This is a genomic window from Campylobacter concisus, from assembly GCF_003048675.2.
Taxonomy (GTDB): domain Bacteria; phylum Campylobacterota; class Campylobacteria; order Campylobacterales; family Campylobacteraceae; genus Campylobacter_A; species Campylobacter_A concisus_F.
In genome coordinates this window covers 1200249-1224619 of record NZ_CP060707.1, presented here as the reverse complement: position 1 = coordinate 1224619, position 24371 = coordinate 1200249, and the positions used below count along the sequence as shown (strand labels likewise).

General features: G+C 39.8%; 24 protein-coding genes. 6 read left to right on the top strand and 18 right to left on the bottom strand.

Annotated elements, in window-relative coordinates:
- Window positions 1-8: 8 nt before the first annotated feature.
- Genes CVT00_RS06135 through alaS form a run of 4 tightly spaced genes read right to left on the bottom strand, consistent with a single transcriptional unit; the run spans window position 9 to window position 5528 of the window.
- On the bottom strand, window positions 9-1937 hold the full coding sequence (locus CVT00_RS06135; protein ID WP_107914956.1) for a transglycosylase domain-containing protein: 1929 nt from the start codon (window positions 1935-1937) through the stop codon (window positions 9-11).
- On the bottom strand, window positions 1934-2476 hold the full coding sequence (gene maf, locus CVT00_RS06130) for a septum formation inhibitor Maf (RefSeq protein WP_107914958.1): 543 nt from the start codon (window positions 2474-2476) through the stop codon (window positions 1934-1936). Before maf ends, CVT00_RS06135 begins: the two co-directional genes overlap by 4 nt.
- Entirely contained in the window at window positions 2476-2973 is a 498-nt protein-coding gene (locus tag CVT00_RS06125; protein ID WP_107914960.1) for a 3-isopropylmalate dehydratase, read from the bottom strand. Before CVT00_RS06125 ends, maf begins: the two co-directional genes overlap by 1 nt.
- Window positions 2970-5528 (bottom strand): alanine--tRNA ligase, encoded by a 2559-nt coding sequence (alaS, locus tag CVT00_RS06120; protein WP_107914962.1) that lies wholly within the window; start codon window positions 5526-5528, stop codon window positions 2970-2972. Before alaS ends, CVT00_RS06125 begins: the two co-directional genes overlap by 4 nt.
- Before the next feature lie 170 nt (window positions 5529-5698).
- On the opposite strand from alaS, the gene CVT00_RS06115 reads away from it, so the two are divergent.
- Genes CVT00_RS06115 through CVT00_RS06105 form a run of 3 tightly spaced genes read left to right on the top strand, consistent with a single transcriptional unit; the run spans window position 5699 to window position 8030 of the window.
- Window positions 5699-6568, top strand: coding sequence for a Gfo/Idh/MocA family protein (locus tag CVT00_RS06115; RefSeq protein ID WP_009294081.1), 870 nt, complete (start codon window positions 5699-5701; stop codon window positions 6566-6568).
- A complete protein-coding gene (gene hemH / locus CVT00_RS06110) occupies window positions 6568-7521 on the top strand; it encodes a ferrochelatase (protein WP_107914964.1) in 954 nt (317 codons plus the stop codon). Before CVT00_RS06115 ends, hemH begins: the two co-directional genes overlap by 1 nt.
- 47 nt (window positions 7522-7568) lie before the next feature.
- Window positions 7569-8030 carry a response regulator gene (locus CVT00_RS06105; RefSeq protein ID WP_103595559.1) on the top strand — a complete coding sequence of 154 codons (462 nt, stop codon included), beginning with the start codon at window positions 7569-7571 and terminating at the stop codon, window positions 8028-8030.
- A gap of 88 nt (window positions 8031-8118) precedes the next feature.
- Here the strand turns inward: CVT00_RS06105 and CVT00_RS06100 are convergent, their stop codons facing one another.
- The 13 genes from CVT00_RS06100 to sstT all read right to left on the bottom strand — a co-directional run bounded on the left by CVT00_RS06100 (window position 8119) and on the right by sstT (window position 19862).
- Window positions 8119-9951: a peptidoglycan D,D-transpeptidase FtsI family protein gene (locus CVT00_RS06100; RefSeq protein ID WP_107914966.1), complete on the bottom strand. Its 1833-nt coding sequence runs from the start codon at window positions 9949-9951 to the stop codon at window positions 8119-8121.
- Between the two features lie 8 nt (window positions 9952-9959).
- Window positions 9960-10253 carry a flagellar hook-basal body complex protein FliE gene (gene fliE, locus CVT00_RS06095; protein ID WP_021089607.1) on the bottom strand — a complete coding sequence of 98 codons (294 nt, stop codon included), beginning with the start codon at window positions 10251-10253 and terminating at the stop codon, window positions 9960-9962.
- Window positions 10253-10753, bottom strand: a complete 501-nt coding sequence (flgC, locus tag CVT00_RS06090) for a flagellar basal body rod protein FlgC (protein WP_012139981.1) — start codon at window positions 10751-10753, stop codon at window positions 10253-10255. The genes fliE and flgC overlap by 1 nt, the downstream gene beginning before the upstream one ends.
- Window positions 10754-10761: 8 nt before the next feature.
- Window positions 10762-11196, bottom strand: coding sequence for a flagellar basal body rod protein FlgB (flgB, locus tag CVT00_RS06085; protein ID WP_107856256.1), 435 nt, complete (start codon window positions 11194-11196; stop codon window positions 10762-10764).
- A gap of 62 nt (window positions 11197-11258) precedes the next feature.
- A complete protein-coding gene (locus CVT00_RS06080; RefSeq protein WP_107914968.1) occupies window positions 11259-11855 on the bottom strand; it encodes a thioredoxin in 597 nt (198 codons plus the stop codon).
- An 8-nt stretch (window positions 11856-11863) separates the two neighbouring features.
- Window positions 11864-12316, bottom strand: coding sequence for an SsrA-binding protein SmpB (gene smpB / locus CVT00_RS06075; protein ID WP_103598892.1), 453 nt, complete (start codon window positions 12314-12316; stop codon window positions 11864-11866).
- A 14-nt stretch (window positions 12317-12330) separates the two neighbouring features.
- Window positions 12331-13074, bottom strand: coding sequence for a 4-(cytidine 5'-diphospho)-2-C-methyl-D-erythritol kinase (locus CVT00_RS06070; protein ID WP_107914970.1), 744 nt, complete (start codon window positions 13072-13074; stop codon window positions 12331-12333).
- The gene (csrA, locus tag CVT00_RS06065; RefSeq protein ID WP_002941828.1) at window positions 13071-13301 is read right to left on the bottom strand and encodes a carbon storage regulator CsrA; all 231 of its coding nucleotides are present in this window, start codon (window positions 13299-13301) and stop codon (window positions 13071-13073) included. The genes CVT00_RS06070 and csrA overlap by 4 nt, the downstream gene beginning before the upstream one ends.
- Window positions 13295-14116, bottom strand: a complete 822-nt coding sequence (truB, locus tag CVT00_RS06060; protein ID WP_107914972.1) for a tRNA pseudouridine(55) synthase TruB — start codon at window positions 14114-14116, stop codon at window positions 13295-13297. The genes csrA and truB overlap by 7 nt, the downstream gene beginning before the upstream one ends.
- Complete coding sequence (locus CVT00_RS06055) at window positions 14113-16182, bottom strand: ATP-dependent helicase (protein ID WP_087580882.1); 2070 nt, start codon at window positions 16180-16182, stop codon at window positions 14113-14115. Before CVT00_RS06055 ends, truB begins: the two co-directional genes overlap by 4 nt.
- A 51-nt stretch (window positions 16183-16233) precedes the next feature.
- Window positions 16234-16683, bottom strand: a complete 450-nt coding sequence (locus CVT00_RS06050; RefSeq protein WP_012139975.1) for a hypothetical protein — start codon at window positions 16681-16683, stop codon at window positions 16234-16236.
- Window positions 16677-18407 (bottom strand): M3 family oligoendopeptidase, encoded by a 1731-nt coding sequence (locus CVT00_RS06045; protein WP_107914974.1) that lies wholly within the window; start codon window positions 18405-18407, stop codon window positions 16677-16679. The genes CVT00_RS06050 and CVT00_RS06045 overlap by 7 nt, the downstream gene beginning before the upstream one ends.
- Before the next feature lie 87 nt (window positions 18408-18494).
- Window positions 18495-19862 (bottom strand): serine/threonine transporter SstT, encoded by a 1368-nt coding sequence (sstT, locus tag CVT00_RS06040; RefSeq protein WP_430516352.1) that lies wholly within the window; start codon window positions 19860-19862, stop codon window positions 18495-18497.
- A 138-nt stretch (window positions 19863-20000) separates the two neighbouring features.
- On the opposite strand from sstT, the gene metK reads away from it, so the two are divergent.
- A complete protein-coding gene (gene metK / locus CVT00_RS06035; protein WP_021084435.1) occupies window positions 20001-21206 on the top strand; it encodes a methionine adenosyltransferase in 1206 nt (401 codons plus the stop codon).
- A 42-nt stretch (window positions 21207-21248) separates the two neighbouring features.
- On the opposite strand, the gene CVT00_RS06030 is transcribed toward metK, so the two are convergent.
- Window positions 21249-22541 carry an apolipoprotein N-acyltransferase gene (locus tag CVT00_RS06030; RefSeq protein WP_196376837.1) on the bottom strand — a complete coding sequence of 431 codons (1293 nt, stop codon included), beginning with the start codon at window positions 22539-22541 and terminating at the stop codon, window positions 21249-21251.
- On the opposite strand from CVT00_RS06030, the gene yajC reads away from it, so the two are divergent.
- Both yajC and secD read left to right on the top strand, forming a co-directional pair.
- A complete protein-coding gene (gene yajC, locus CVT00_RS06025; RefSeq protein ID WP_002941849.1) occupies window positions 22517-22789 on the top strand; it encodes a preprotein translocase subunit YajC in 273 nt (90 codons plus the stop codon). The genes CVT00_RS06030 and yajC overlap by 25 nt on opposite strands.
- Entirely contained in the window at window positions 22789-24369 is a 1581-nt protein-coding gene (secD, locus tag CVT00_RS06020) for a protein translocase subunit SecD (protein WP_107686526.1), read from the top strand. Before yajC ends, secD begins: the two co-directional genes overlap by 1 nt.
- Window positions 24370-24371: the final 2 nt, after the last annotated feature.

Genomic DNA, 24371 nt, shown 5'->3' with positions numbered 1-24371 from the left:
CTTATCTCCTAAAATAATAATCCATCGTTTTCTTGATCTTGAATAATGTCATTTGTTGGCGTATTTTGCGGCAACGGTGAGTCGTTTGTGTAGTACTCATCAGCGCCGTTGTAGTATCCTTTATAGACACCATCAGGCTGTTCAAATGCACGTCTTAGGGTAGGGTAGAGCTTGATATAGCCCTCCATAAATTTCTTAAAGACAGGCGCCGCTGTTCTGCTGCCACCCTCGACCTTTTTCATAGGGCTGTTATCGTCGTTTCCGTACCAGATGATGGCCTCGATATCAGGCGAATAGCCACAAAACCAAGCATCGATGCTGTTGTTTGACGTGCCAGTCTTGCCAGCGATCTGGATGCCATTTACCTTTGCGTTGCGTCCGGTGCCGTTGTTTACGACGTTTTGAAGCAAGGTAGTCATCAAAAATGCCTGCTCAGGTTTTAGCACCTGCTTCTTTTGTGGCTCATAGTCCATCGACGCGCCAAAGCTATTTTCTATATGCTTAATGAGCGTAGGCTCGACCACTTCGCCATCGTTTGGAAACATCGAGTAAAATTTCGCAAAGTCAAGTGGCGAAATCCCAAAGCTACCAAGTGCGATTGATAAATTTTCAGGGATGTCGTTAAAGCCCATATCTGTAAGCTGTTTGCGAACCGAGCTAAGACCAAGATCGTTTAGTAAATCTATGGTTGCGAGGTTGCGAGACTGGGTTAAGGCTGATTTTATCGTGATGTAGCCTTGAAAGCCGCCACTATAGTTTTTTGGCGTCCACTCTTTGCCATTGCCCATGTCAAACGTCCTAGCGATGTCAGCTACCTGAGAGACGACAGAGTAGCCGCTATCAAGCGCTATTTGATAGATAAATGGCTTAATGCTTGATCCTGGCTGACGCTTGCTCTGGGTGGCGCGGTTGTAGCTACTTTTTGCGTAGTCGATGCCGCCAATCAGAGCTAAAATTTGTCCGCTTTGTGGATGAGTGACGACGATAGCGCCATTTAGCATCTCTGGATTTGCCTTTTTATCTCTTTTTAAAATTTCATTGTAGCCATAGACTAGAGCGTCTTGAGCGATCTTTTGCACGTTTAGATCGACGGTGCTTTGTATCTTGTAACCACCAGTTTTTATATCGTCAAATTTCTTTGAAGCCTCTTTTATGATCTCATCGACCACGTAAGGGGCTTTATTGCGTGTTAGCGTATCGTCAAAGACTGCTGGCTCTTCAAGCACGCCCTTGCGGTACTCATCTTCGTTTATCCAGCCGATGCTATACATCCTCTCAAGTACCCTGTTCGCGCGGCTAAGTGAGAGGTCAAGGTGCTTTGTAGGATCATAGGTGCTTGGCGCTTTTGGCATGCCAACTAGCATCGCTATCTCTTTTATGCTTAGCTCATTTAGTTCTTTTCTAAAGTATCCCTCCGCAGCTGTTTTGATGCCGTAGTAGCCGTGCCCGAAATATACGTGATTTAGGTATCTTTCGATGATGTCCTCTTTGCTAAGCTCGCTTTCAAGCTTCATAGCAAGCACGACCTCTTTTATCTTTCTTGTAAATTTCTTCTCGCGGCTTAGGGCTAGGTTTTTTATGAGCTGCTGAGTTAGCGTAGATGCGCCTTCTACTAGCTTTCTAGCTTTGATATCCTTTATCGCTGCTCTTGCCATGGCTTCTACGTTGATACCGCCGTGCTCAAAGTAGCTCGTGTCCTCGATAGCCACGAGCGCTTCGATGACACGTGGCGGGATGTCGTTATACTTTACGTAAATTCTGTTTTCTTCAAAGATATTTGCGATAAGCTCGTTGTTTCTATCAAAAATTTGTGTCGCAAGCTTTGGCTTGTAGTCGATGATGGTATAAGCGTCAAATCTCACCTGCGAATAAAAGTATAAAAACGCTCCGCCAAGTGCGATGGCAACTACAAAGATAAATGCCAAGATATATTTCATAAAAATGCCTTTAATATTTTTAAATTTAGCCCCATTGCTGTGCTTGTCTCGCCGTGCTGGGAGATGATGTATTTTTTATTAAAATTTTCTATCGTCATGGCTCCAGCTTTGCCTTGCCACTCGCCACTTTCTAGGTAGCTTTTTAGATCTTGCTCGCTAAATTTAGCAAATTTATATGTAGTCTTGCTTACATTTATAAGCTCAAATTCGCCTAAAAATATCATCGCCGTATAGACGCTACACTCATTGCCACTTTGTAAATTTAGCATAGCAAGTGCCTCGTTTTCATCCTTTGCCTTGCCTAAAATTTTATCCCCACAAGCCACACAGCTATCTGCAAAGAGTAAATTTAAAAGCTTGCCATTTGCCTTTAAAAACTGCTCTTTTTTAGCTTTTACGACGTTTTGGACGTAAATTTCTGGTCTTAGGCTCTTAGCTATCATGCTCTCATCAAAGCTGCAAGAAATTTGTTTAAATTCTATCCCAGTATCTTTTAGTAAATTTGCCCTTGTTGGCGAGCTAGAAGCAAGAGTGATCATCAAAAGCCCCTATAGCTCACGCCAAGATAGACAGCCGCAAGCGAGGCTAGTAAATTTAGCGGTGTGAAGTAGTAGATGATGACGATTAGGCTCTCGTTTAACTCGATCATCTCGTGCGATCTTAGAGTTTTTAAAGCCTTTTTGTATCTATAAAAGATATAGCTTAAATTTAAGAGTAAAAATAGCTCTATCGCCCATTTGGTCGCTACTATGGCACTTGCCATCGGATTTTGCATTTTGCCATCATCAAAGTAAAAGATCATTATTAAACTAGTTAGTGCGATGCCAAGAACTAGCGCAAAGATGGCTAGTCCAAAGCGTCTTATGATGTGAAGCAAGATGTGATAGCGCTCTTTATCTTCAAATTTATTTTTTATAAAATAGCTTCCAGTAAGCACCAAACCAGCTTGTAGTCCTATAAAAAGAGCTACGAAACTAATGTGCAAGAAGATGATTAGTTGATCAAATTTAAAAAAAGCGATCTCTTGATGAATCATTTTTCTAAAGCTTGCCTTGCATACTCAAGTGAGCTTTTTATGGCGTCTTCGATGGCTAGAGCGTTTTTGCCGCCAGCTGTTGCAAAGTCGTCTTTGCCGCCGCCATTACCGCCTAGAATTTGCGCTGCAAATTTAACCCAAGCGCCAGCTTTTAATGGAGCATTTTTCACGCCAGCTGCAAGAGAAATTTTACCCTCTTCATCTGTTTGGATCAGCAAAATAGCAGCCTTTTCGTGCCCATTTTTAAACTCATCTATCAAAGTTTTTATGTCGCCACCATCGATGTGTGCCACACAAAGTTTAGTTTCATTTACATTTGTAAAGGCTAACTCCTGAGAGCTTTTAGCGTTTTTTAGCTTATCTTTTAAGCCCTTTATCTCGCCTTTTAGTTTCTTAACGGCATTTAGTGGCTCTGTGCTTTTTAGCTCGTCTTTTAGCTCTTCAAGCTCAGCTCTAAACGACCTTGCTAAATTTAGCGCAGCCCTTGAGCAAACAGCCTCTATACGCCTAACACCAGCACTTACGCCGCTCTCTTTTGTGATGAAAAACGATCTGATCTCATCTATGTTTTTCACGTGTGTGCCGCCGCAAAGCTCTTTGCTGACATCGCCAAAGCTCACAACTCTTACTTTGTCGGCATATTTTTCGTTAAATAGCGCGATCGCTCCGCTTTTTTTAGCCTCTTCAAGCTCCATAACCTGTGTTTTTGCATTTGCGCCGTTTAAGATCCACTCATTTACAAGGTTTTCGACCTTTGAAATTTCTTCGCTAGTAAGCGCCTTTGGATGAGAGAAGTCAAATCTTAGCCTATCTGCCTCGACATTTGAGCCAGCTTGAGCGATGTGTGTGCCAAGCACGCTTCTAAGGGCTGCGTGAAGCAAGTGTGTAGCGCTGTGATGACGTGCAGTTTCTGCTCTATCGCTGCCCACTTCAAGCTCAACTTCGTCGCCAACTTTTAGCGCTGCGTTAGTTTTTACTAAAGATAAATTTAGTCCGTGGAATTTTTGCGTATCAAGCACATTTGCTTTGCCTACTATCTTACCGCTATCGCCGCACTGACCGCCACTTTGAGCGTAAAATGGAGTGACATCAAACATCACCCAGCCCTCTTTGCCAGCATCTAGGCTATCTACATTTTTAAATTCTTCATCAAGTAGGGCTAGAATTTTACTTTTACTCTTAAGCTCTTCGTAGCCTATAAATTTATTCTCGCCAAATTTCTCAAGTAGCTCTTTAAAATCGCCCTTCGCACTCTTGTCGCCACTGCCTTTCCAAGCAGCTTTTGCACGTGCTTTTTGCTCACTCATAAGCTCATCAAACCTTGCCTCATCGACCTTTAAGCCCTTTTCTCTAAGCATATCAGCCGTTAGATCAAGTGGGAAGCCAAATGTATCATAGAGCTTAAATGCAGCCTCTCCACTAAAAATCTCTTTTGTATTTTTAAGCTCACTCTCAAATAGCTCTAAACCACTAGCGATAGTCGCTAAAAATCTCTCTTCTTCAAGTTTGATCTGCTCTTTTACAGCCGCTTTTTTATCGTTTAGATAGGTGTAGTGTCCGCCCATAAGCTCACAAACTTTATCGACAAGCTTATACATAAATGGCTCTTTTATGCCTAGTAAGTATCCATGGCGGATTGCACGGCGTAAGATACGGCGAAGCACGTAGCCACGGCCCTCTTTATCAAATGTCGTGCCTTGAGCTAGCAAAAATGTGACTGAGCGGATGTGGTCGCTTATGACGCGGTAGCTAGCACCACTTTCATAGACGTATGGCTTGCCGCAAAGCTTTGCCACTTCATTGATAAGCGGCATAAAAAGTGTGCTGTCGTAGTTGCTAAATTTACCCTGCAAGATAGCAGTAACGCGCTCAAGCCCCATGCCTGTATCGATGCTTGGCTTTGGTAGCGGGCTTAGTTTGCCATCCGCACTTCTTTCATACTGCATGAAAACAAGGTTCCAGATCTCTAAAAATCTATCTCCATCGCCGCCCATGTAATCTTCTGGTGTGTTAAAGTGTTCAGCCCCTTGATCGTAAAAAATTTCACTGCAAGGGCCGCATGGTCCAGTATCACCCATTTGCCAGAAGTTATCGTGGTCGCCAAAGCGGTAAATTCTCTCTTTTGCGATGTGAGTGCTCCAAATTTCAAACGCCTCATCGTCGCTTTCGTGAACGGTTACATAAAGCTTATCTTTTGGTAGTTTTAGCACTTCTGTGACAAATTCCCAAGCGTAAGCGATCGCCTCTTTTTTGAAGTATTCGCCAAAGCTAAAGTTGCCAAGCATCTCAAAAAATGTGTGGTGGCGCGCTGTGTAGCCGACGTTATCAAGGTCGTTGTGCTTACCGCCAGCCCTTATGCAGGTCTGACAGCTAGTGCGGATAGGTGGTGTTGGGCGTGGCACTTCGCCTGTGAAAATGCTCTTAAATGGCACCATGCCAGCATTTGTAAAAAGCAGTGTTGCATCGTTTGGCACAAGTGGCGCAGAAGCTACTACTTCGTGACCTTTTGATTTAAAAAAATCAAGATATGCCTTTCTTATATCTAAATTTTGCATTTTTATCCTCGTTAGTTTTAAAATTTTGCTTGATTTTAGCCAAAATTCGTTTGCGAAATTCTAAAAAGAGAAAAAATAGTGATATTTTGAAAACTATCTCTTGTTTTATCTATTTAAAAGCGATTTGTAAATAAAATAATTAAAAATTTCTAAAGTTTTAAAGGGTGAATGTGAAGCTAAAAATCGGCATTATCGGCTATTGCAGCACAGGTAAAAAACATTATTTAGAGCTTAGACGCTCAAACGAGTTTGAAATTTGTGGCATTTTTGACAAAGACAATGTTGATGAGTTTTGCAGAGCTGATTTTTATACTGATTTTAAAGAATTTATAGAGGTTGCCCAGCCTCAAGCAGTCGTGCTTTGCTCGCCAAGAGAGGAGATGGTGGAGGCATTTTGCCAGTGTGCAAAATATTGTCAAAATATCCTCATCTCACGCCCAGTTTTTAAAAGTATCGCAGATCTTAAAGAGATAAAATATGCCGCCAAAACAAACAAAACTAGGGTTTGCACGGGAATTTCTGAGCGTTTTAATCCAACTATCTTGTCACTTAAAAAGGCACTTTTAAAAGAAGAGGAAATTTATAGCATTTCTATCGCTCATTTTAAGCCACTTTGCGACGGAAATATCATAAATGAGCTCTCAGTTTCAGACATCGATCTAGCAAAAAATATCATAAATTCTGAAGTCAGCGACTTTTACTACACTCAAACAAACAAGACAAATGCCAAAAGTGCCGATAACGTGGCGATAAGCTTTAAAAGTAAAAATCAAATTCTAGTGCATATCACTGACTCATTTTGTGGCTCACTAGAGCGCTTTAAGATAGAGGTAAATGCGAAAAATGGCGTCTATTTTGGCGATCTCATCGATCACAAGCTTCATCAAGTGAGCGAAAATGGACAGATGAATTTAAAGATAGATACAAATAATAGCGAGCTAAAAGCGCAATACGAGGCCTTTTACGATCTTTGCCAAAGTGGCGAGAGCAGCGAACTTTCAAACATCGATGACGCTATAAAAATAAGAGAACTATTTTGATGAAAAAAGCTCTTTTGCTTTTAAATATGGGCGGTGCAAACAGCCTAGATGATGTCGAAATTTTCTTAACAAATATGTTTAATGACCCATATATTTTGGGTATAAAAAATAAATTTTTAAGAAAATTTGTAGCTTTCATGATCACAAAAGGTAGGCTAAAAACTGCGAAGCACAACTACGAGCAAATAGGCGGAAAGTCGCCACTTTGCGAGCTTACAGCTAAGCTTTGTGAGAAAATTTCAAGCCTTAAAAGCGAATTTGACGCGGTTGATTTTGCGATGAACTACACTTCGCCATTTGTAAAAGATGTGCTTAAAAAGTATGAAAAATTTGATGAGATAGTTCTTTTGCCGCTCTATCCTCATCACTCACAAACTACGATAACTTCGAGCCTAGCTGATTTTAAAAAGGCAAAAGAGAAGCTTAAACTAAAAGCTAAAATTTCACTTTGCGAGCCATTTTATGATGATGACGCTTACAATAAGATCATTATTTCCCACATCCGTGAAGCGATAAAAGATACCGATATAAGCGATGTTAGCCTCATCTTTTCAGCTCACTCTTTACCTCGCAAGATCATTGAAAAGGGCGATATCTACGAAAAACATATAAACGAACATGTGCAAATTTTAAGCAAAATGCTAAAAGAGCAGGGGTTAAATTTTAAAGATGTAAGCCTTGCTTATCAGTCGCGTCTTGGCCCAGTTAAATGGCTAGAGCCATCTCTAAATGAGGCTTTAGCAAAGTGTGAAAATAAAAAAGTGCTTATCTATCCGCTCTCTTTTTGTATAGATAACTCTGAGACCATTTTTGAGCTAGTTATCGAGTACGCTAAGCTTGCAAAAGAGCTAAATTTTAGCTTTTATAAAGTGGTAGAGTGTCCAAATTTTAGTGATGAATTTGCTAGTTTTATCCTAGAAAAATCAAAAAACGCTAGAGAATTTAGCCTTTAGGAATAAATCTTGCTTATAAAAAGCATCTCAAATTTAAAAGGAGATGTATGAAGGTTCAAAATAACGATATTATCGATTATTTGTTGCAGTCAGGCTCAAGCAAAGCTAATGATAAAAAAAATAGTTTTGATGAAATTTTAAGTCTAACGCTTGATAAGATCACAAGCGAGGCAAAGGTTTCAGACAAGCTTGAGCAGTTTAAGAAAAGGCTTACAGAGATCGGTGCTGCTGGCTTTATAAATGAGCTAAATTCAAACAAGATAGAAGAGAAAATAGCTCAGAAAAAAGAGGAGCTAACCGAGCTTTTAAGCATAAATGATCCGACCAAAACGCAGGATCAAAAAAATGAGCTACTTAAAATAATGGATAAAATTTTAAGTGACTACCGCAAAGAGCTAAACATGGCACTTACTAGCCAAACACTGCTTGAGAAGCAAAATAGCCTTGGCAAAAATACAAATAATTCTGTAAATTTAAGCTCTGTCTTAAATGAACTTGGACTTGCATAAATTCTGGATTTAGGCCGCTTGCCTAGATCCAAATTTCTACTTTAAACTCTAAATTTGAAATTTAATATTTATATCTTAGAAGTTAAATTTAATCTAACGCTGGTTTTTGCTTTACTTTATCATTTTTAAGCTTATCTTTTTTAGCTTCAAACTCAGCTATGACATTAGGATCTGGAAACAAATAACCATCTTCAACCATTAGATCAACGGCCTTTTTAAATGTCGGCAACGCACTTTGCGCACCAAAGTAGTAGTAAGGCTTTTTAGGGTCTCTTGCTAAAACGCCTATCGTGTAGCTGTTACCTCTCGTGTCGTTTACGAAGCCAAAAAACGAGCCATTATAGGTGTTGCTATATCCGCCTTTGCCAGAAGCGATGTGTGCGGTGCCAGTTTTTCCGCCTATCTCAAGACCTGGTGTAAATGCCTTTAAGCCAGTGCCTTTTTCAACTGTTTTTATCAAAATTCTCTTCATTATCTTTGCGGTCTCTTGCGAAATGACCTGAGCTGGCTCTGCTTTTGGCAGATCGTAGCGCTTGCCATTTCGCTCAAGATATGCCACCATGTGCGGCGTCACCTCGATACCTTTGTTGTTAAAGGTGTTATAAGCTTTCAAAAGCTGCATGAATGTCGCTTGAAGGCCGTATCCGTAGCTAACTGTCGCTTTATAGGTCGATGAATTTAGTTTAGTAACCGTTGGCATCATACCCACTTGCTCGTATGGCAGGTCGATGCCAGTCTTTCTTGAAAAGCCAAAATTTAAAAGCCCTTGATAAATTTGTGGGCCATTTAGTCTATCTACTAGCTGGATCATACCGATGTTTGAGCTGTGCACGATGATGTCTTCAGCACTCATAAAAGGCTCTGGGTGGGTGTCCTTGATGATCCTTTTGCCTAGCTGATAGCGGCCGTTATAGGTATTTACTAGCTCAAAAGGATTTACCTTTTTTTCTTGAAGTAGTATGGAGAAGATAAAAGGCTTAAAAACCGATCCAACCTCGTATGCATACTCGCTTGCGCTCGAATTTAGCGCGCTGTAATCTTGCTTTCTTATGTTTGAAGGATCATACCTTGAGCTAGAAGCTAGGGCTAGAATTTCGCCATTTTTGCTATTCATTATGCAGATGATTAGCTCTTTTGCATCTAGAAATTCGCGCTTTTCATCTAAAATTTGCTCTAGCTTTGTTTGAAATTTAAGCGGTATAGAAAGCACTGCGTTATAGCCATCAACCCTTGTTGCTAAATTTGAATCACTGGTTAAAATTATGTTGTTGCCGATATCGCGCGGACCAAGGATTTTGGCGTTTTGTATCGGAGCTAGGTAGTCCTCGTAGTATCTCTCAAGCCCTTTTACACCTTTACTTTTAGTAAGTGCGTCGCTCTCTGTTTTACTCACGTAACCAATGGCTGGCGTAAGGGCGTCTTTAGACATAAATTTGCGGTTTTGACCGCTCTCCATCACGCGCATACCTTGAAATGAGGCAAGGCCAGTTTTTGGGTCAAGATAAGAGATTAAGATGCCCTTGCGGTTTAGCTTTCTGGAAAGCTCCTGAAGATAAGTAGCGCCCTTTGCGTCAATACTGTAAGAGAGCGTGACAAGGCCTTTTGTGCCGTTTATGATCTTTCTTACTTTGTTTGGATCATCACCGCTGTAAAGCGAGTAGAGCTTGATGAACATCTCTTTTTTATTTGGATCGATGTTTCTGGTGTCAAGCATCACTTTGTAGAGTTTTTGGCTTGATGAGATGCTAAAGCCGTCTTTAGTGACGATGTTGCCACGGATCGCGGTATTTACGTCGCTTGTTTGAAGCTTAGGAAGCTTTCGCTCGATGCTCGCTCTATAAAATATAACAAGCACAAAGATTGAAATTCCAAAAGTAATTAATAAAAAAAGTATGGTTATTTTTGATTTTCTGGAATTCATTCAATGGCTTAAATTTGCGTTCTTGAAATTTCTTTGTATGCGCTTAGTGCTTTGTTGCGAATTTCTAGCATAAGCTTCATGCTAGTCTCTGCTTTGCCTATGGCGATAGCTGCTTGGTGTAAGTCTTTTACTTCGCCAGTTGCAAGATCAGCTATGGCTTTATCGGCGTTTATTTGAACTTTGTTTAGCTCTTTTAAAGAGTCGTTTAGTGCATTTTCAAAGCCGCCTTCTTCGCCTGCTTTTGCTATTTTGCTTGAATTTTCGTTTTTGTTTAGCTTATCTAAATTTATACTATTTATCATTATGCTTGTCCTGAAATAAGTGATATCGCACTTTGTGCTATTGTTTTTGCGTTTTGAAATGACGCTACATTTGCTTGATAAGCCCTTGTCGCCTCAAGCAAGTCAGCCATCTCGATGACTGGGTTTATATTTGGAAATGCGACGTAGCCATTTGCATTTGCGTCTGGGTGGCTAGGGTCGTATTTTAGCTGAAAGTCCTTGTCGTCGCGCACCACTTTATCTACGATCACGCTAGTTAGGGCAGGGTGAGCGTTTTTGGGTGAGCTTGGGTCATCGAGTGGATTTTCATAATCAAGTAGGCTTTGTGAGTTTTTAAGTTGATCGTTTAAAATTTTATCAAAGTTCATCTCTTTAAAAATTACCTCTTGCCTTCTGTAAGGGCCGCCCTCAGCCGTTCTTGTGGTTTGAGCGTTTGCGATGTTTGAGCTGATGACGTTCATTCTGAAGCGTTGCGCGCTTAGTCCGTATCCGCTAATATCAAAATCATTTAAGTATGACATCATCTCTCCTAGTTCTTAGCACTTGCGTCTATTACGCTTTTAAAGATATTGCCCTGAGCCTTGTAGGCGCCATCAAGGGCGTTTATCATAACTGTGTTTTTGCCCATTTCTGTTGTTTCAACATCAAGATCAACCGTGTTTGCGTCATTTCTAGCCATGTGACCATCACGCAAGAAAATTTGAGCTGTGTCGCTTTTTGGAAAATCAACCGCAGCCATGTGCGCTTCGTTTGTTTTAGCTAAATTTAGTTTTTTGCTCTCTGAAACGTTATAAATTTCATTTGCTTTTTCTCTTAAAATATCTTCAAATCTTACATCTCTAGCCTTGTAAAATGGCGTATCAACATTTGCAAGGTTGCCAGAGATGAGCTTTTGGCGTAGTTCTCTGCCTGCAAGGGCTGATTCGACTAATGGGCTAGATTTTGATCTATCTAAAACAAACATTTAAAGTCCTTCTAAAATTTCACACATTTATAAGCAAATGATGTTCCATATATAAGGCAAATTTATTTTGTTCCATAAATTTTTGCCAAATCTTCTTTCATTTTTGTGACTTTTATGCCGCCAAGATAGTATTTTACTCCGTATTGTCCGCTATCTACGTCTGTTAAAATTTGATATTCGCCATTTTTTATCACCACCTTAAAAGGTAGTGCGATCTCATGTTTGTATTCAATATCTCTTACGATCTGCTCGGCAAGTCTGTCATTTATCTTTTGGTCGTTTGTTATGAAGTAGTAGGCATTAAATTTTTGCATAAATTCATGCAAAACATACTCATTTGTGACATTTTCAAAGTGGGTTAGTCCGATTAGTGTAAATTTATCTTTGTTTTCAAGCTGATATTTTGTAAGCTCAGCTGCCTCTTTTTGGCAAGGCGGGCAAAATGTGCCAAAAATATCGATCATTAAAACCTTATTTTCATCATTTTTGATAGCAAAGCCGTGATCTTTTCTAACCAAAGTAAGCTCCTTGCCGCTTACATCTACGAACTTAACCTCTTCACTTGGGCTAAATTCTTTAAAATTTACGCTGCTGCTCTCATCATCGCCGCAACCAAAAAAAGCAAATAAAGCGATTATTAAAACGAGTAAATTTTTCATCTTATCCCTTAAACATATCTTTTTATGGCAGCTCTTGCCTCTTTGTCCGCCTCGCGCCTTTTTAAAGCCTCGCGCTTGTCGTGTAAATTTTTACCTTTTGCAAGGGCTAACCTTGCTTTTACGATGTTTTTATCGCTTAGATAAAGTGCTAAAACAACTAGAGCAAGTCCATCTTGTGAGACTTGACCGAAAATTTTATCGATCTGCTTTCTGTGCATCAAAAGTTTTCTGGCTGCTCGTTCATTTGGACGAAATGCGCTGTGTGTAGTCTCAAGATAGCTGATATGAGCGTTTAGTAAGAAAAGCTCGCCTTTTATGACGCGCACAAAGCTATCTTTTAAATTTGCTCTGCCAGCCCTTAGAGCCTTGACCTCGCTACCTTTTAAAACGATGCCAGCTTCAAAGGTCTCAAGTATGCTAAAGTCGTGCAAAGCTTTTTTGTTTTTTGCTAGATCTTTTATCAAAATTTTACCTTTTAATTTACGCTAAATACGCTACTGCCGCTGCCGCTTAGAAATTTATCTCTAAACTCATTCATCTGTGGATAGAGCTTAAAGCATGGGGCAAAAAGATCGTTTAGCTCCTCGTTTTTATAAATTTCAAGTAGCTCTTTGCTCTTTAAATTTTGCATCTTTTTTGCAGCATTAATGTCTATGTATTGTAAGAAATTACTTCTAAATTCTTGATAAACCATCGGTGTGGAGCAAAAAACATTTGGCGTGAAAATATTTAAATTTGGCACTTCATCGTCAAATTCTTCTATGATCTCACCTATGCCGCTTACATTTGCTGCCTTGTAGCCACTCACAAAAAAGGCCACGTCTGCGCCGATTTTAGAGGCTATTTGCATCAAATTTTCGCGTTTTATATTTAAATTTAGCTCGTCATTTACCATTAGTAAAAAGGTGGCAGCGTTTGAACTGCCTCCTCCTAGACCAGCACCTATTGGGATTTGTTTGTTGATGATGATTTTGTGAGAGCTAAAAAACTCATCTAGCTCATTTGAAAAGCCAGCTTTTTTTAGCTCGTCTATCGCTTTTTGGATGATGTTCTCTTTTATCTCTTTGTTGTCGCATTCTATAGCAAAAGAATTTGACCTCTCAAAATAAATTTCATCAAAAAGCTGCTCGCAAAGAACAAAACGTGACAAAATTTCGTGGTAGTTGCCTCTGGTGCCAACTACCTTCAAAAAGACGTTGATCTTTGCAAAGCTTTTCATTTCTCGATTTTTTTCGCAAGCTCGTGGATATCGGCTTCGCTTGCTTTTTTAGTGGCGTGGATATTTTCGTTTTTGATATCGTTTGCCAGCTCGCTTCTTAGTATCATTGTGTTGCGCGGGGCCTCGATACCAAGCTTAACGGTGCTTTTTGAGATACTTACTACGACGACTTTTATGTCGTTACCTAGTAAAATTTCTTCGTTTTCTTTTCTTGCTAAGATTAACATTTTTCTACCTTGTTTAGAGTGTAATTTATAGTATCATCCATGATTTGGATTACGCTCATAAATTTATCATAATTTAGCAAATAAATTCCTTGTGTTTGTGTTTCAAAATCGTTAATTTTTAATTTCTTACCATCTAGTATGTTATTAATATCCCCAAAATACGTGTTTTGTTCAATATTTAAAAAATTGCAAATATTTAAAAATTTTTCATTTTCATAGCGAAATTTACCCTCGCTTACCCTCTTTAATGAGCTTAAAGTTACATTATAACCAACTTTTTGTCCAAAAATTTCTGCATAAGAGCGGATGTAACTCCCCTCACTTACGCTTAAACGAAGCGTCAAAAAAGGGTGCGAATAATTTAAAATTTCACTCTCGTAAATTTCCATTGTCTCTGGCTTTAGCTCAAATTCTTCGCCGCTTCTTGCTAGCTTGTAAGCTCTTGTGCCATTTACATGTTTGGCGCTAAATTTTGGCGGGATATAGCTTATCTTGCCGATTAGCTCGCCTCTAATGGCTTCAAGTTTTTCTAAATTTAGCTCTTTTACATTTAAAATTTCAGTGATATTTTCATTATCCATGCTGGGACTGCTCGCCCCAAGCCAGATCGTCGCCTCATAGACCTTTGGGCTTTTGTCTAAAAATCTAAAAAATTTCGTATACGAGCCAAAAGCGACTATCAGGCAGCCACTCGCAAATGGATCAAGCGTGCCTGAAAATCCAGCCTTTTTAACGCCATACTTTCTCTTTAGTCGTCCTAAAAAGTGGTTTGAGCTCATGCCAGCAGGCTTGTTTGCCACGAAAATGGCGTTCATACGGCTTTTTCCACGAAGCTTGACATGATCTCTCTTACATTGCCACCAAAATTTATAGTCAGTTTAAACTCTTTTTTGATCTTGCTAACCGCACTCACCCTGCCGATACCAAAAATTTTATGTTTAACAAGGTCGCCTTTTTTAAATTCATTGCTCTGTTCGATAACTAGCGAGCCATGTGTGATACCACTCTCGCTTAAAAATCTACTCTTATTTAGCCTCGTGCGCTGACCTTTGTAAAAGCGCGAATTTGCAAAGCTTAGGCTAAGTGTCTTTTTAGCTCTTGTTATCGCTACATAAGCAAGCCTGCGCTCCTCCTCGATGTCGCTACCGTCGCCAATGAGCGGGAAAAATCCCTCTTCAAGGCCGATCACAAAAAGGTGCTCAAACTCAAGTCCCTTGCTCGCATGCACGCTCATGATACTAATAGCCTCGTCGCTAATGCCGTCTTGCTCGCTTGTTAGCGTGATCTCGTTTAAAAACTCCTCCAGATCAAAGCTTGGATTTTGCTTGATCTGATCTTTTAAAACAGCGTAAAACTCGTCGATGTTTGCCGCTCTTTCAGCGCCATCTGGCAAGCTCTCGTAGTATTTTTTCACGCCAAATTTAGCTTCAAATTTATCTATGAGGTCAAAAACCGAGCTGCTTTCTTGAAGCTCTTTTAGATTGTTTGCAAACTCAAGAAGGGCTGATTTTACCTTTTTACTAAAGGCTTCGTCGTTATCAGAGATGTTTGAGATCGCCTCGAAAATGGAAATTTTGCCCTCAAAAGCCATCTTTTCGAGCTTATCAAGGCTCACTTTACCAAGGCCGCGCTTTGGTCGGTTTATTATGCGTCTTATTGAAAAGTCATCATTTGGATTGTTTATCAGCCTTAGGTAGCTTATGATATCTTTGATCTCGGCTCTTTCATAAAATTTTACGCCACCAACCATTTTATAGGCGATCTGCTCTTTGTTTAGCCCATCTTCAAGTGAGCGAGAAAGCGCGTTTATGCGGTATAAGATCGCGATATCTTTTGCTTGCACGCCTTTGCTTAAAAGCTCTTTTATGTTTTTTGCGATCTTGCCAGCCTCTAAATTTTCATCAAAACTCTCTATCAAATTTACAGCTTCACCTTCGCCTTTTGTGCCTACAAGCTTCTTGCCAAGGCGGTTGCGGTTGTGATCTATTAGCTCGTTTGCAGCCTTTAGTATCGCTTCGCTCGAGCGGTAGTTTTTCTCAAGTCTGATGATCTTTACGTTGCTAAACTGATCTTTGAAATTTAAGATATTATCGATCTTTGCACCGCGCCAGCCATAAATACTTTGGTCATCATCGCCAACCACACAGATGTTTTCGTGGCATAGACAGAGCTTTTTTAGGAGCTTATACTGAAGGTCGTTTGTGTCTTGATACTCATCGACCATTATGTATTTGTAGCGGTTTGAAATTTCTCTAGCAAGATCTTCGTTTTCGTCTAAAATTTTATACGTAAGCCCTAGTAAATCGTCAAAATCAACAAGGTTGTTTGCCTTTAAATAGTCCTCGTACTTTTCATAAATTTGCGCTGCTTGCTTGTAAAAGTTATCCTTGCTCTTGTCAAATGAAGAGAAATTTGCATTTTTATAGACCTCTTCTACGCTTAAAAGCGAGTTTTTGTAGTTTGAAATTTCACTTGACAAAATAGCCGTGGCAACTGGACTTTCAAAACTTTTGATGATGCGCTTTTTATCGTCTGTGTCGATTATGACGAAGTTATTTTTTCTGCCAAGCTTTTCTATGTAGAGCTTTAAAAACAAAAGCCCAAATTTGTGAAATGTGCAAAGTAGCGGCGAGTAGTTTTTGCCGCTTTGGCTTAGCATCGCCATGGCTCTGCTGCGCATCTCGTTGGCGGCTTTGTTTGTAAAAGTAAGAGTTAGCGTGTTTGCCGCGTCTATGCCGACCTCGCCGATGAGATAGGCAAGCCTAGTCGTGATCGTCTTTGTCTTGCCACTGCCAGCACCTGCTAGTATGAGCATCGCACCGTCTATGTGGGTGGCCGCTTCGCGCTGGGCTTCGTTTAAATTTGATAGTAAATTTTCCATTTTTCGCTTTTTAAATTTTCTTTTGATTTTAGCCAAAAATGCTTAAAATTACTATTTTTTCTTAAATATATCTTTATTTTTTGGGTTTTGCAAAAAGACTGAGGCTGATTTTTTAGCGTGATCGACTTGCTTCTCTTTTGGCTTATAAATGGAGAAATTTACAAGGATCGGGCTATTTTCAACCAAAATTTGAACCACCGCTCCAAGTGGAAATGATACCACTGAGGCAAAATTCTCACTACCAAAGCCAGCCTCAAAGCTTAGCTCATCTTGCGTTAGCATGGTACTCTCAAGCGTGTAGCCACCAAGTGAGAACATAATGACTGGCATGCTAAAGCCACTGCTTATCTCATCTGGCAAGCTAGGCTCAAAGCTAACTAGCGGTAAATTTGCCATAACTGAGAAATTTAGCCCCTTTTCAAGCAAAAAGTCAATGCACTCATAGACGTGCATCTTCATCAAAAGTGCAAATTTCTCATCGTCTAAAATTTCGTCTAACATTTTATTCCTTTTGAAATTTCTAAAAACTCATCTACTAGATTTTTAACCTCGTTTATGCCGATCTGCCAGAAATTTTTATCATCTATGTCAAAGCCAAATTTACCAACAAGCTCCCTTGGGCTAAGGCTCCCACCAAGGCTCAAAAACTCGGTGTAAATTTCAACAAAATTTTCGCATTTACCGCTTTTGTAAAGCCCAAAAAGTGCAAGCACAAGAAGCTGTGCGTAAGAGTAGGCGTAGCAGTAAAATGGCGTGTGGATGAAGTGCGGAATGTAGCTCCACCAAATTTTATAGTAATCATTTAGCGTGACACTTTTGCCAAACATCTTTTTGCTCTCTTTTAGCCAAATTTTATTTAGCTCATCTAGGCTGATCTCGCCCTCGTGTGCGTGTACGGCGCGCTCGAAGGTGGTGAAATTTATCTGGCGGTAAAGCGTGGCAAATATATCCTCGATCTTGCCAGCAAGCAGTGAAATTTTCTCTTTTTTGCTAAGGCCGTCTTTTATGTGGTCAAAAACTAGCATCTCGCAAAAGACTGAAGCTGTCTCAGCCGTGGTTAGCGGTGTGTCTGAGTTTAGGTAGCTTACACTATAAGAGAGCTTTTGATGCACGGCATGGCCAAGCTCGTGGGCAAGCGTGAAAAGGTCTCTTCGCTGGTTTGTGTGATTTAGCAAAACATAAGGATGCGTGTCGCTTGATCCAGAGTGAGAAAATGCCCCGCCCCGCTTGTTTAGCGCTGGATAAACGTCGATCCAGCCATCACTAAAGGCGTTTTTGGCTATATCGCCAAATTTAGGTGAAAATGTCCCAAACGTCTTTAAAACTATCTTTTTACACTCATTAAATTTATACTCACCCTCGCTGCTAAGAGGCGCGTATCTATCGTAGTCATAAAGCTTTTTAAGGCCTAAAATTTCTTTTTTTCGCTCGTAAAATTTAGAAACTAGGTCAAAATTTTTCTCAGTTACAGCGATGAGCGAATCAACGCTTTTTTGACTAATCTGATTTTCAAGGTGTCTTGGCTCTTCAGGAAGCTTGAAATTTCGCAGCTCGCAGCTCGTTTTTAGATCAGTTTTTATCATATTATATATGTAGCCAAGAAGGTGCTGGTGCTTGCTAAGCTCGTTTGAAAGGCTTTTGGCGGCTAGTTTTCGCACGCTTTGGTCACTCTCATGAAGCTTGGCTAAAATCTCTTCTTCGCTTAAAAGCTCGCCTTTAAATTTAAACCTCATCTTGCTCATGCTCTCATCAAAAAGCCTTGAAAAGCCCTCAGCTCCGGTGCTTGCCGTGCGAAGTAGCACTCTCTCTTCGGCAACGCTAAGTTGGTGCGGTTTTGCTTTGGCGAGATTGCTTAAATAGTAGCCATATTTTTTAGAGCTTTTTATGATCTCTTCTTGTTTTTTAGGGGCAAATTCATTAAATTTGATCTCAAAAAATATCAAATTTTCATTTGCTTTTGTCGCTATTTCATCGATCTTTGCATAGAATGCACCCTTGCTTGTATCTTTGGCAAAATTTAAAAAAGCGTAGGTCATTAATTTTGAAATTTTGGCTACCAAATTTTCAAACTCAGCAAATGCCTTTAAAAACTGGTCTGTTTTTAAATTTTCATAATTTTCAAGGTATTTATCTTTAAATTTCTCGCACTCTTTTTGTAAATTTAGTGCGTTTTGCTCGCACTCTTTTTCGTTTGCAAAAAGTGCTTTTAGATCCCAAATTTGCATATTTATCCTTTAAATTTTTGGGATATTTTACAAAAAAATGGATAAAAGTAAAATTTCAGCCAAAATTTAGCTGAAATTTTATGAATGTTAGTTTGACGTCTCTGAAGCTACGGCTGTAAAAAGCACGTCTGATGAGCTATTTAGTGCAGTTTCAACTGAGTCTTGGATGACGCCTATAGTAAAGCCAACTGTGACAAACTGCATAGCGATGTCATTGCCGATGCCAAAAAGTCCGCACGCTAATGGCACTAGAAGTAGTGATCCGCCAGCCACGCCTGAAGCGCCGCATGCGCCAAGGGCTGAGATGAAGCATAGAAGTAGTGCATCGCCAAATGTAACCGTGATAGATGGGATAGAATTTACCGCAGTAAGTGCTAGGATGCTAATGGTAACTGCTGCACCACCCATGTTTATGGTGGCACCAAGTGGGATAGAGATAGAGTATAGCTCCTCTTTTAGTCCAAGCTTTTTGCAAAGCGCCATATTTACAGGGATGTTTGCAGCCGAGCTTCTTGTAAAAAACGCTGAGATCGCGCTCTCCTTTAAGCAGATCATCACAAGTGGATAAGGATTTTTCCTAGTTAGTGCAAAAACCATCGCTGGATAGACGATAAATGCCACTACAAGCATCGCTCCAACAAGAACCAAGATCAGTTTGAGATATCCTGCCAGTGCCTCAAATCCAGTGTCGTGAATGCTGATAGCAACCATACCAAAGATACCAAATGGAGCTAGTCTAATGATAAATTTAACGATATGAGTTACGCCGTCGCTTATATCTTTAAATACCTTTTTGGTCTCAGCTGTGGCGTATCTCATAGCGATACCACCGCCTATCGCCCATGTGATAATGCCTATATAGTTGCCATTTGCTAGGGCGGTTATCGGGTTTTCAACCATTTTATAAATAAGATCTTTTAGCACGTTTGTGATGCCTTGTGGAGCAGACATATCAGCGCTTTGCAGACCTTTTAGTGGTATCTCTATAGGAAATAAAAAGCTAGCAATGACTGCCACAACAGCTGCTAAAAAGGTACCAACGAGGTAGAGTGTGACGATCTTTTGCATACCTTTTGTATGACCAAAATCTTTTAAAATGATAGAGGTTGCAACTAAAACAAATACAAGAATAGGCGCGATCGCTTTTAGAGCGCCTTTAAACAAATCTCCTAAAACTGAGGCTGAAGCAGCGATAGAATCAGCCGAACTAGCCTTTTCTTTGGCCTCATCAAGCTGTTTTACTTCATCTTGGCTAAGACGAGTTTTTATGACTTCATCTGCGCTTAAGCCACTCTCTTTTTGGATGGTTTGAATTTTAGCTGAGATTTGGTTGTAAGGGGCTGCCTGATAGTGTGTGTAAAAGCCAACTAGGGCACCTAGGATGATACCAACTAAAATTTGAACGATCAAATTTCCGTCAGCGTATCTTCTTGCAATGTTTTTAAACATATTCATTTGACACCTTAATAAATTAGTTTTTTGTTGATTTTAGCTAAATGATTTTTAAATATAAAGAAATTTAAAAAGATTAATTAGCTTTTTATATAGATTTGTTACAATTGCACGAAAATTTAACCAAGGAAAAGGACTAAAATGTATCTATTTACTTCTGAAGTTGTAAGTCCAGGTCATCCAGATAAATGCGCTGATATTATCGCTGATAGCATTGTTGATACTATCTTAACGCAAGATCCAAATGGACGCGTTGCAAGCGAAGTTTTCGTAGCTGGAAAAAATATAGTAATAGGTGGAGAGATAAACTCAAAGGTAAAACTCTCTTATAAAGACTACGAAAAGATAGTAAAAGATGCTCTTGCACATATTGGATATGATGGAAAGAGTAACTTTACAAAAGAGCAGTGCTTGCACCCAGATGATATCGAGGTCAAAGTCTGCTTAAATCAACAAAGCCCAGATATAAATCAAGGCGTTGATCAAAGTGATGGCGAGATCGGAGCAGGTGATCAAGGTATCATGTTTGGTTTTGCAAGCTGCGAAGCGAAAGAATTTATGCCAGCAGCTATAACTTATGCAAGAATGCTTTGTGAAAAAGTCTATAAATTTGCCAAAGCAAACCCTGATAAGCTTGGTGTTGATATAAAAACTCAAGTTACGATTGATTACGGCAGCAAAGATAACTTTGAAAACTGCAAACCTCAAAGTATCCACACTATCGTTGTTTCAGCACCTTGCGTGGAAAGCATGAAGATAGAAGAGCTTCGCGCACTAATTCAAAATTTAATAGATGAAACTGGTCTTCCAAAAGAGCTATATAACAAAGAAAAAACGATCATCTATATAAACCCAACAGGCAGATATGTAAATCACAGCTCGCTTCACGATAGCGGTCTAACAGGCAGAAAACTAATCGTTGATAGCTTTGGCGGATATAGCCCAATAGGTGGTGGTGCTCAGTCAAGCAAGGACTACACAAAGGTTGATCGCAGCGGACTTTACGCAGCGCGCTGGATAGCTAAAAACATAGTCGCAGCTGGTCTTGCTAAAAAATGCATCGTTCAGATAAGCTACGCGATCGGCGTTGCAAAGCCAACTTCAGTTAGCGTTGATACTATGGGAACTCATGCAAACGGCGTAAATGACGATATGCTTTCAAATTTTGTAAGCGAGCATTTTTCTCTAACACCTCGCTGGATAACAAATAAATTTGGTCTTGATAAACCAAGCAAAGAGACATTTTTATATGCAAAAGTAGCTGCAAAAGGTCAAGTGGGAAATGCAAAATACCCTTGGGAAAAGCTTGATGCGGTTGATACTTTCAAGGCTTTACTAAAAAAATAATCAAAAAAGTGGCTTTATCTAAAAAGCCACTTTAAATTTCTTTTAAAACTCATCCCAAAATGCTTTTTTAGGCTTTATGATCTCGCTTTTTGAGCCATTTACGCTGTGATAGACCGCTTTATTATATTTTGTAGCAAGGTGCTTTATAAGCACTCTTTGAAGTACAGGTTCGCTACTTGGCACAAACCAGCCGTTGTTTGTGATAGCCACGACCACGTCAAATTCGCCCTTATAAAGCTCCTCTCTTGTCGCTTCATAGCAGATAGCATTTCTGATTTTAACCCCGTCTATCTCATAGTCACTAAAATTTTCAGCCTTTTTAAAGTCGCTAGCTCCGCCAAAAAATAGCTTATTTACCGCATCTTGCATAAATTTTGGCAAAGGAATTTCTTCTCCAAATGGCACTAAAAATTTCTTATCCATTCGTCTTAGAGTGCCGTCTTGAAACAAAAATGCAGAGTTATAAATTTGCTTATTTTCATAGGCAAGTGCGCCAGCTACGATGGTTATCTTTTTTGAAAGCTCTTTTAGCTCATCAACAAGCAGTGGCTCATTTGTCATAAATAATGGAAACGCACTCTCAGGCAGCACGATGAGTCGTTTTTGCTCGGCGATAGCACTATTGATGAGGTCTAAATTTTCATTTGTAAATTTCATACGCAAGCTTTTATCCCAGCGCACTCTTTGAGCGACATCGGTGTTTGTTAGTTCCACGTTAAATGGTAGAGTCTTTGCCTCGCTACTTTTAAACTGCAAAGCGGCGATGAGGCAGATAAAAGCTAGGATAAATTTTAAAATTTTACCTTTTAAACTCAAAGAAATAGCCGCTAAAAATATAAATATAAGCCCTCTAGTGCTTGGCTCAAAAGCCCCTAAAACAAGCGTTGCTTCAAGGTTAAACCAGTTAAAGCCAAATGGGTGCACGTAGCTTATTAAAAATAGTAAAACGGCTCTTAGTGCTATAAAGCTTGGGAAAGAGGCTATCCAAAATAAAAGTCCATAAACAAGGGCTACAAAGAGGATGACAAATGGTATAAGCCAGACAAGCTCGTAGTAGATAAAGCTAAAGCCGATCCAGTAAAACCACAAAATCCCAGTGAAAAATCCAGCTGCGAAAAAGCCAGCCCTGCTTAAATTTATGATGATGTAAATTCCAGCTAGCGTGAGAAAAGGTGAGATGAAATTTAAAATTTGATTTTCAGCCATAGCTAAAAAAATGAAATTAGAAAGCAAAAAAGCACCGACAAAGGCTTTTATTATAATTTTAGTGCTAAAATGTCCGTTTAAAAATCTTACAAATAAGGAAATCCATGCAAAACGCTGATTTTTTAACATCATTACTACCTCTTGTTGTGCTTTTCGCCATATTTTACTTTTTGGTTATCAGACCTCAACAAAAACAACAAAAAGCCCACGCAGCAATGCTTGCAGCTCTTGACAAAGGCGATAAGATAGTAACTAATGGCGGACTTATATGCGAAGTGATTAAAGCCGAAAATGATTTTATCAAAGTTAAACTTAACGATGATGTAATCGTTCGTATAGCACGCGAGTTTGTAGCTAAAAAGATCGAAGATAAATAATGCGTAACGCAAGAGTTACATATAGGCTGATTATATTAATATTAGCCTTGGTTTTTGGTTTTGGCTTTTCGGTGCCATCTTTTTTTCAGACTCAAAGCGGAGCTAAAATTTCTCTAGGACTTGACCTTCAAGGCGGTCTTCATATGCTTCTTGGTGTTGAAACTAACGAAGCTATCCACTCTAAGATCAAGTCAATCGCTGGAAGCATAAATTATTATGCCAAAAAAGAAGATGTGCTCATTGATAAATTTAAGATAAAAGAAGATAGTGTTGATTTTGCACTACTTGATAGTGACGAGGCTCCAAAAGTTGATAAAGCGCTTGCTGAGATAAAAGGGCTTGATATCAAAAAAGATGGTCTAAACTATCATATCACTCTTACAGAGCAAGAGAGGCTTGATACGATCGAGTATGCGATCTCGCAAGCTGTTGAGACCATTAGAAACAGGCTTGATCAGTTTGGTTTGGCTGAGCCAACAGTTGCTAGACAAGGTAAGGATAACATCCTAGTCGAGCTTCCTGGCATAAAAACTGAAGAGGACGAGCAAAGAGCGAGAGATCTTATCGCAAAGGCTGCTCACTTGCAGCTTATGGCAGTTGATGATAAAAGACAAGATCAAGCTAATACCATGAGCGAGGCCGAGGCTGAAAGCTATGGTGACGTGATCTTTAAAGATGCTAAAAATGACCGCGTAAAATATGTCGTTAAAAATATCCCTGTGCTTGATGGCTCGATGCTAACTGACGCAAAGGTCGCATTTTCTCAGCAAAATAACCTACCGATCATAAATTTCACACTAAATTCAGAAGGTGCTAGAATTTTTGGTGATTTTACTGGTGCAAATGTTGGTAAAAGGCTTGCTATCGTGCTTGATGGTAAGGTCTATTCAGCTCCAGTTATAAATGAAAGAATAGGTGGTGGCAGCGGCCAGATCAGCGGTGGCTTTACACTTGACGAGGCTCACGATGTAGCGATCGCGCTTAGAAGTGGCGCACTTTTAGCACCTGTTAAGATGCTAGAAAAAAGAAGTGTTGGTCCATCTTTAGGACAAGAGAGTATAAACCAAAGCATGGTAGCACTTGCTGCTGGATCTATTTTAGTCGTGCTATTTATGCTAGTTTATTACGGAATTTCTGGAATTTTTGCAAATATCGCGCTAGTTGCAGACGTTGTTATATTGGTCGCTGTCATGGCGCTTTTTGGAGCGACGCTTACTCTGCCTGGTATGGCTGGTATCGTGCTAACTATCGGTATGGCGGTTGATGCAAACGTCATCATAAACGAGCGTATACGCGAGCTTTTGCGTGAAGGCGTGGCGATAAGAACGGCCGTGCAAAAGGGTTATGAGCACGCCATGAGCGCTATCATCGACTCAAATTTAACTACTATCATCACAGTTGCAGTGCTTTATGCTTATGGTACTGGCCCAGTTAAAGGCTTTGCAGTAACAATGGCAATAGGTATCATGGCTTCGATGCTAACAGCTATACTTGGCACTCATGGTATGTTTGATGCCGCTATGGATAAGATAGAAAAAAGTGGAAATACCAGACTTTGGTTTGGTTATAAAAGGAGCTAGGG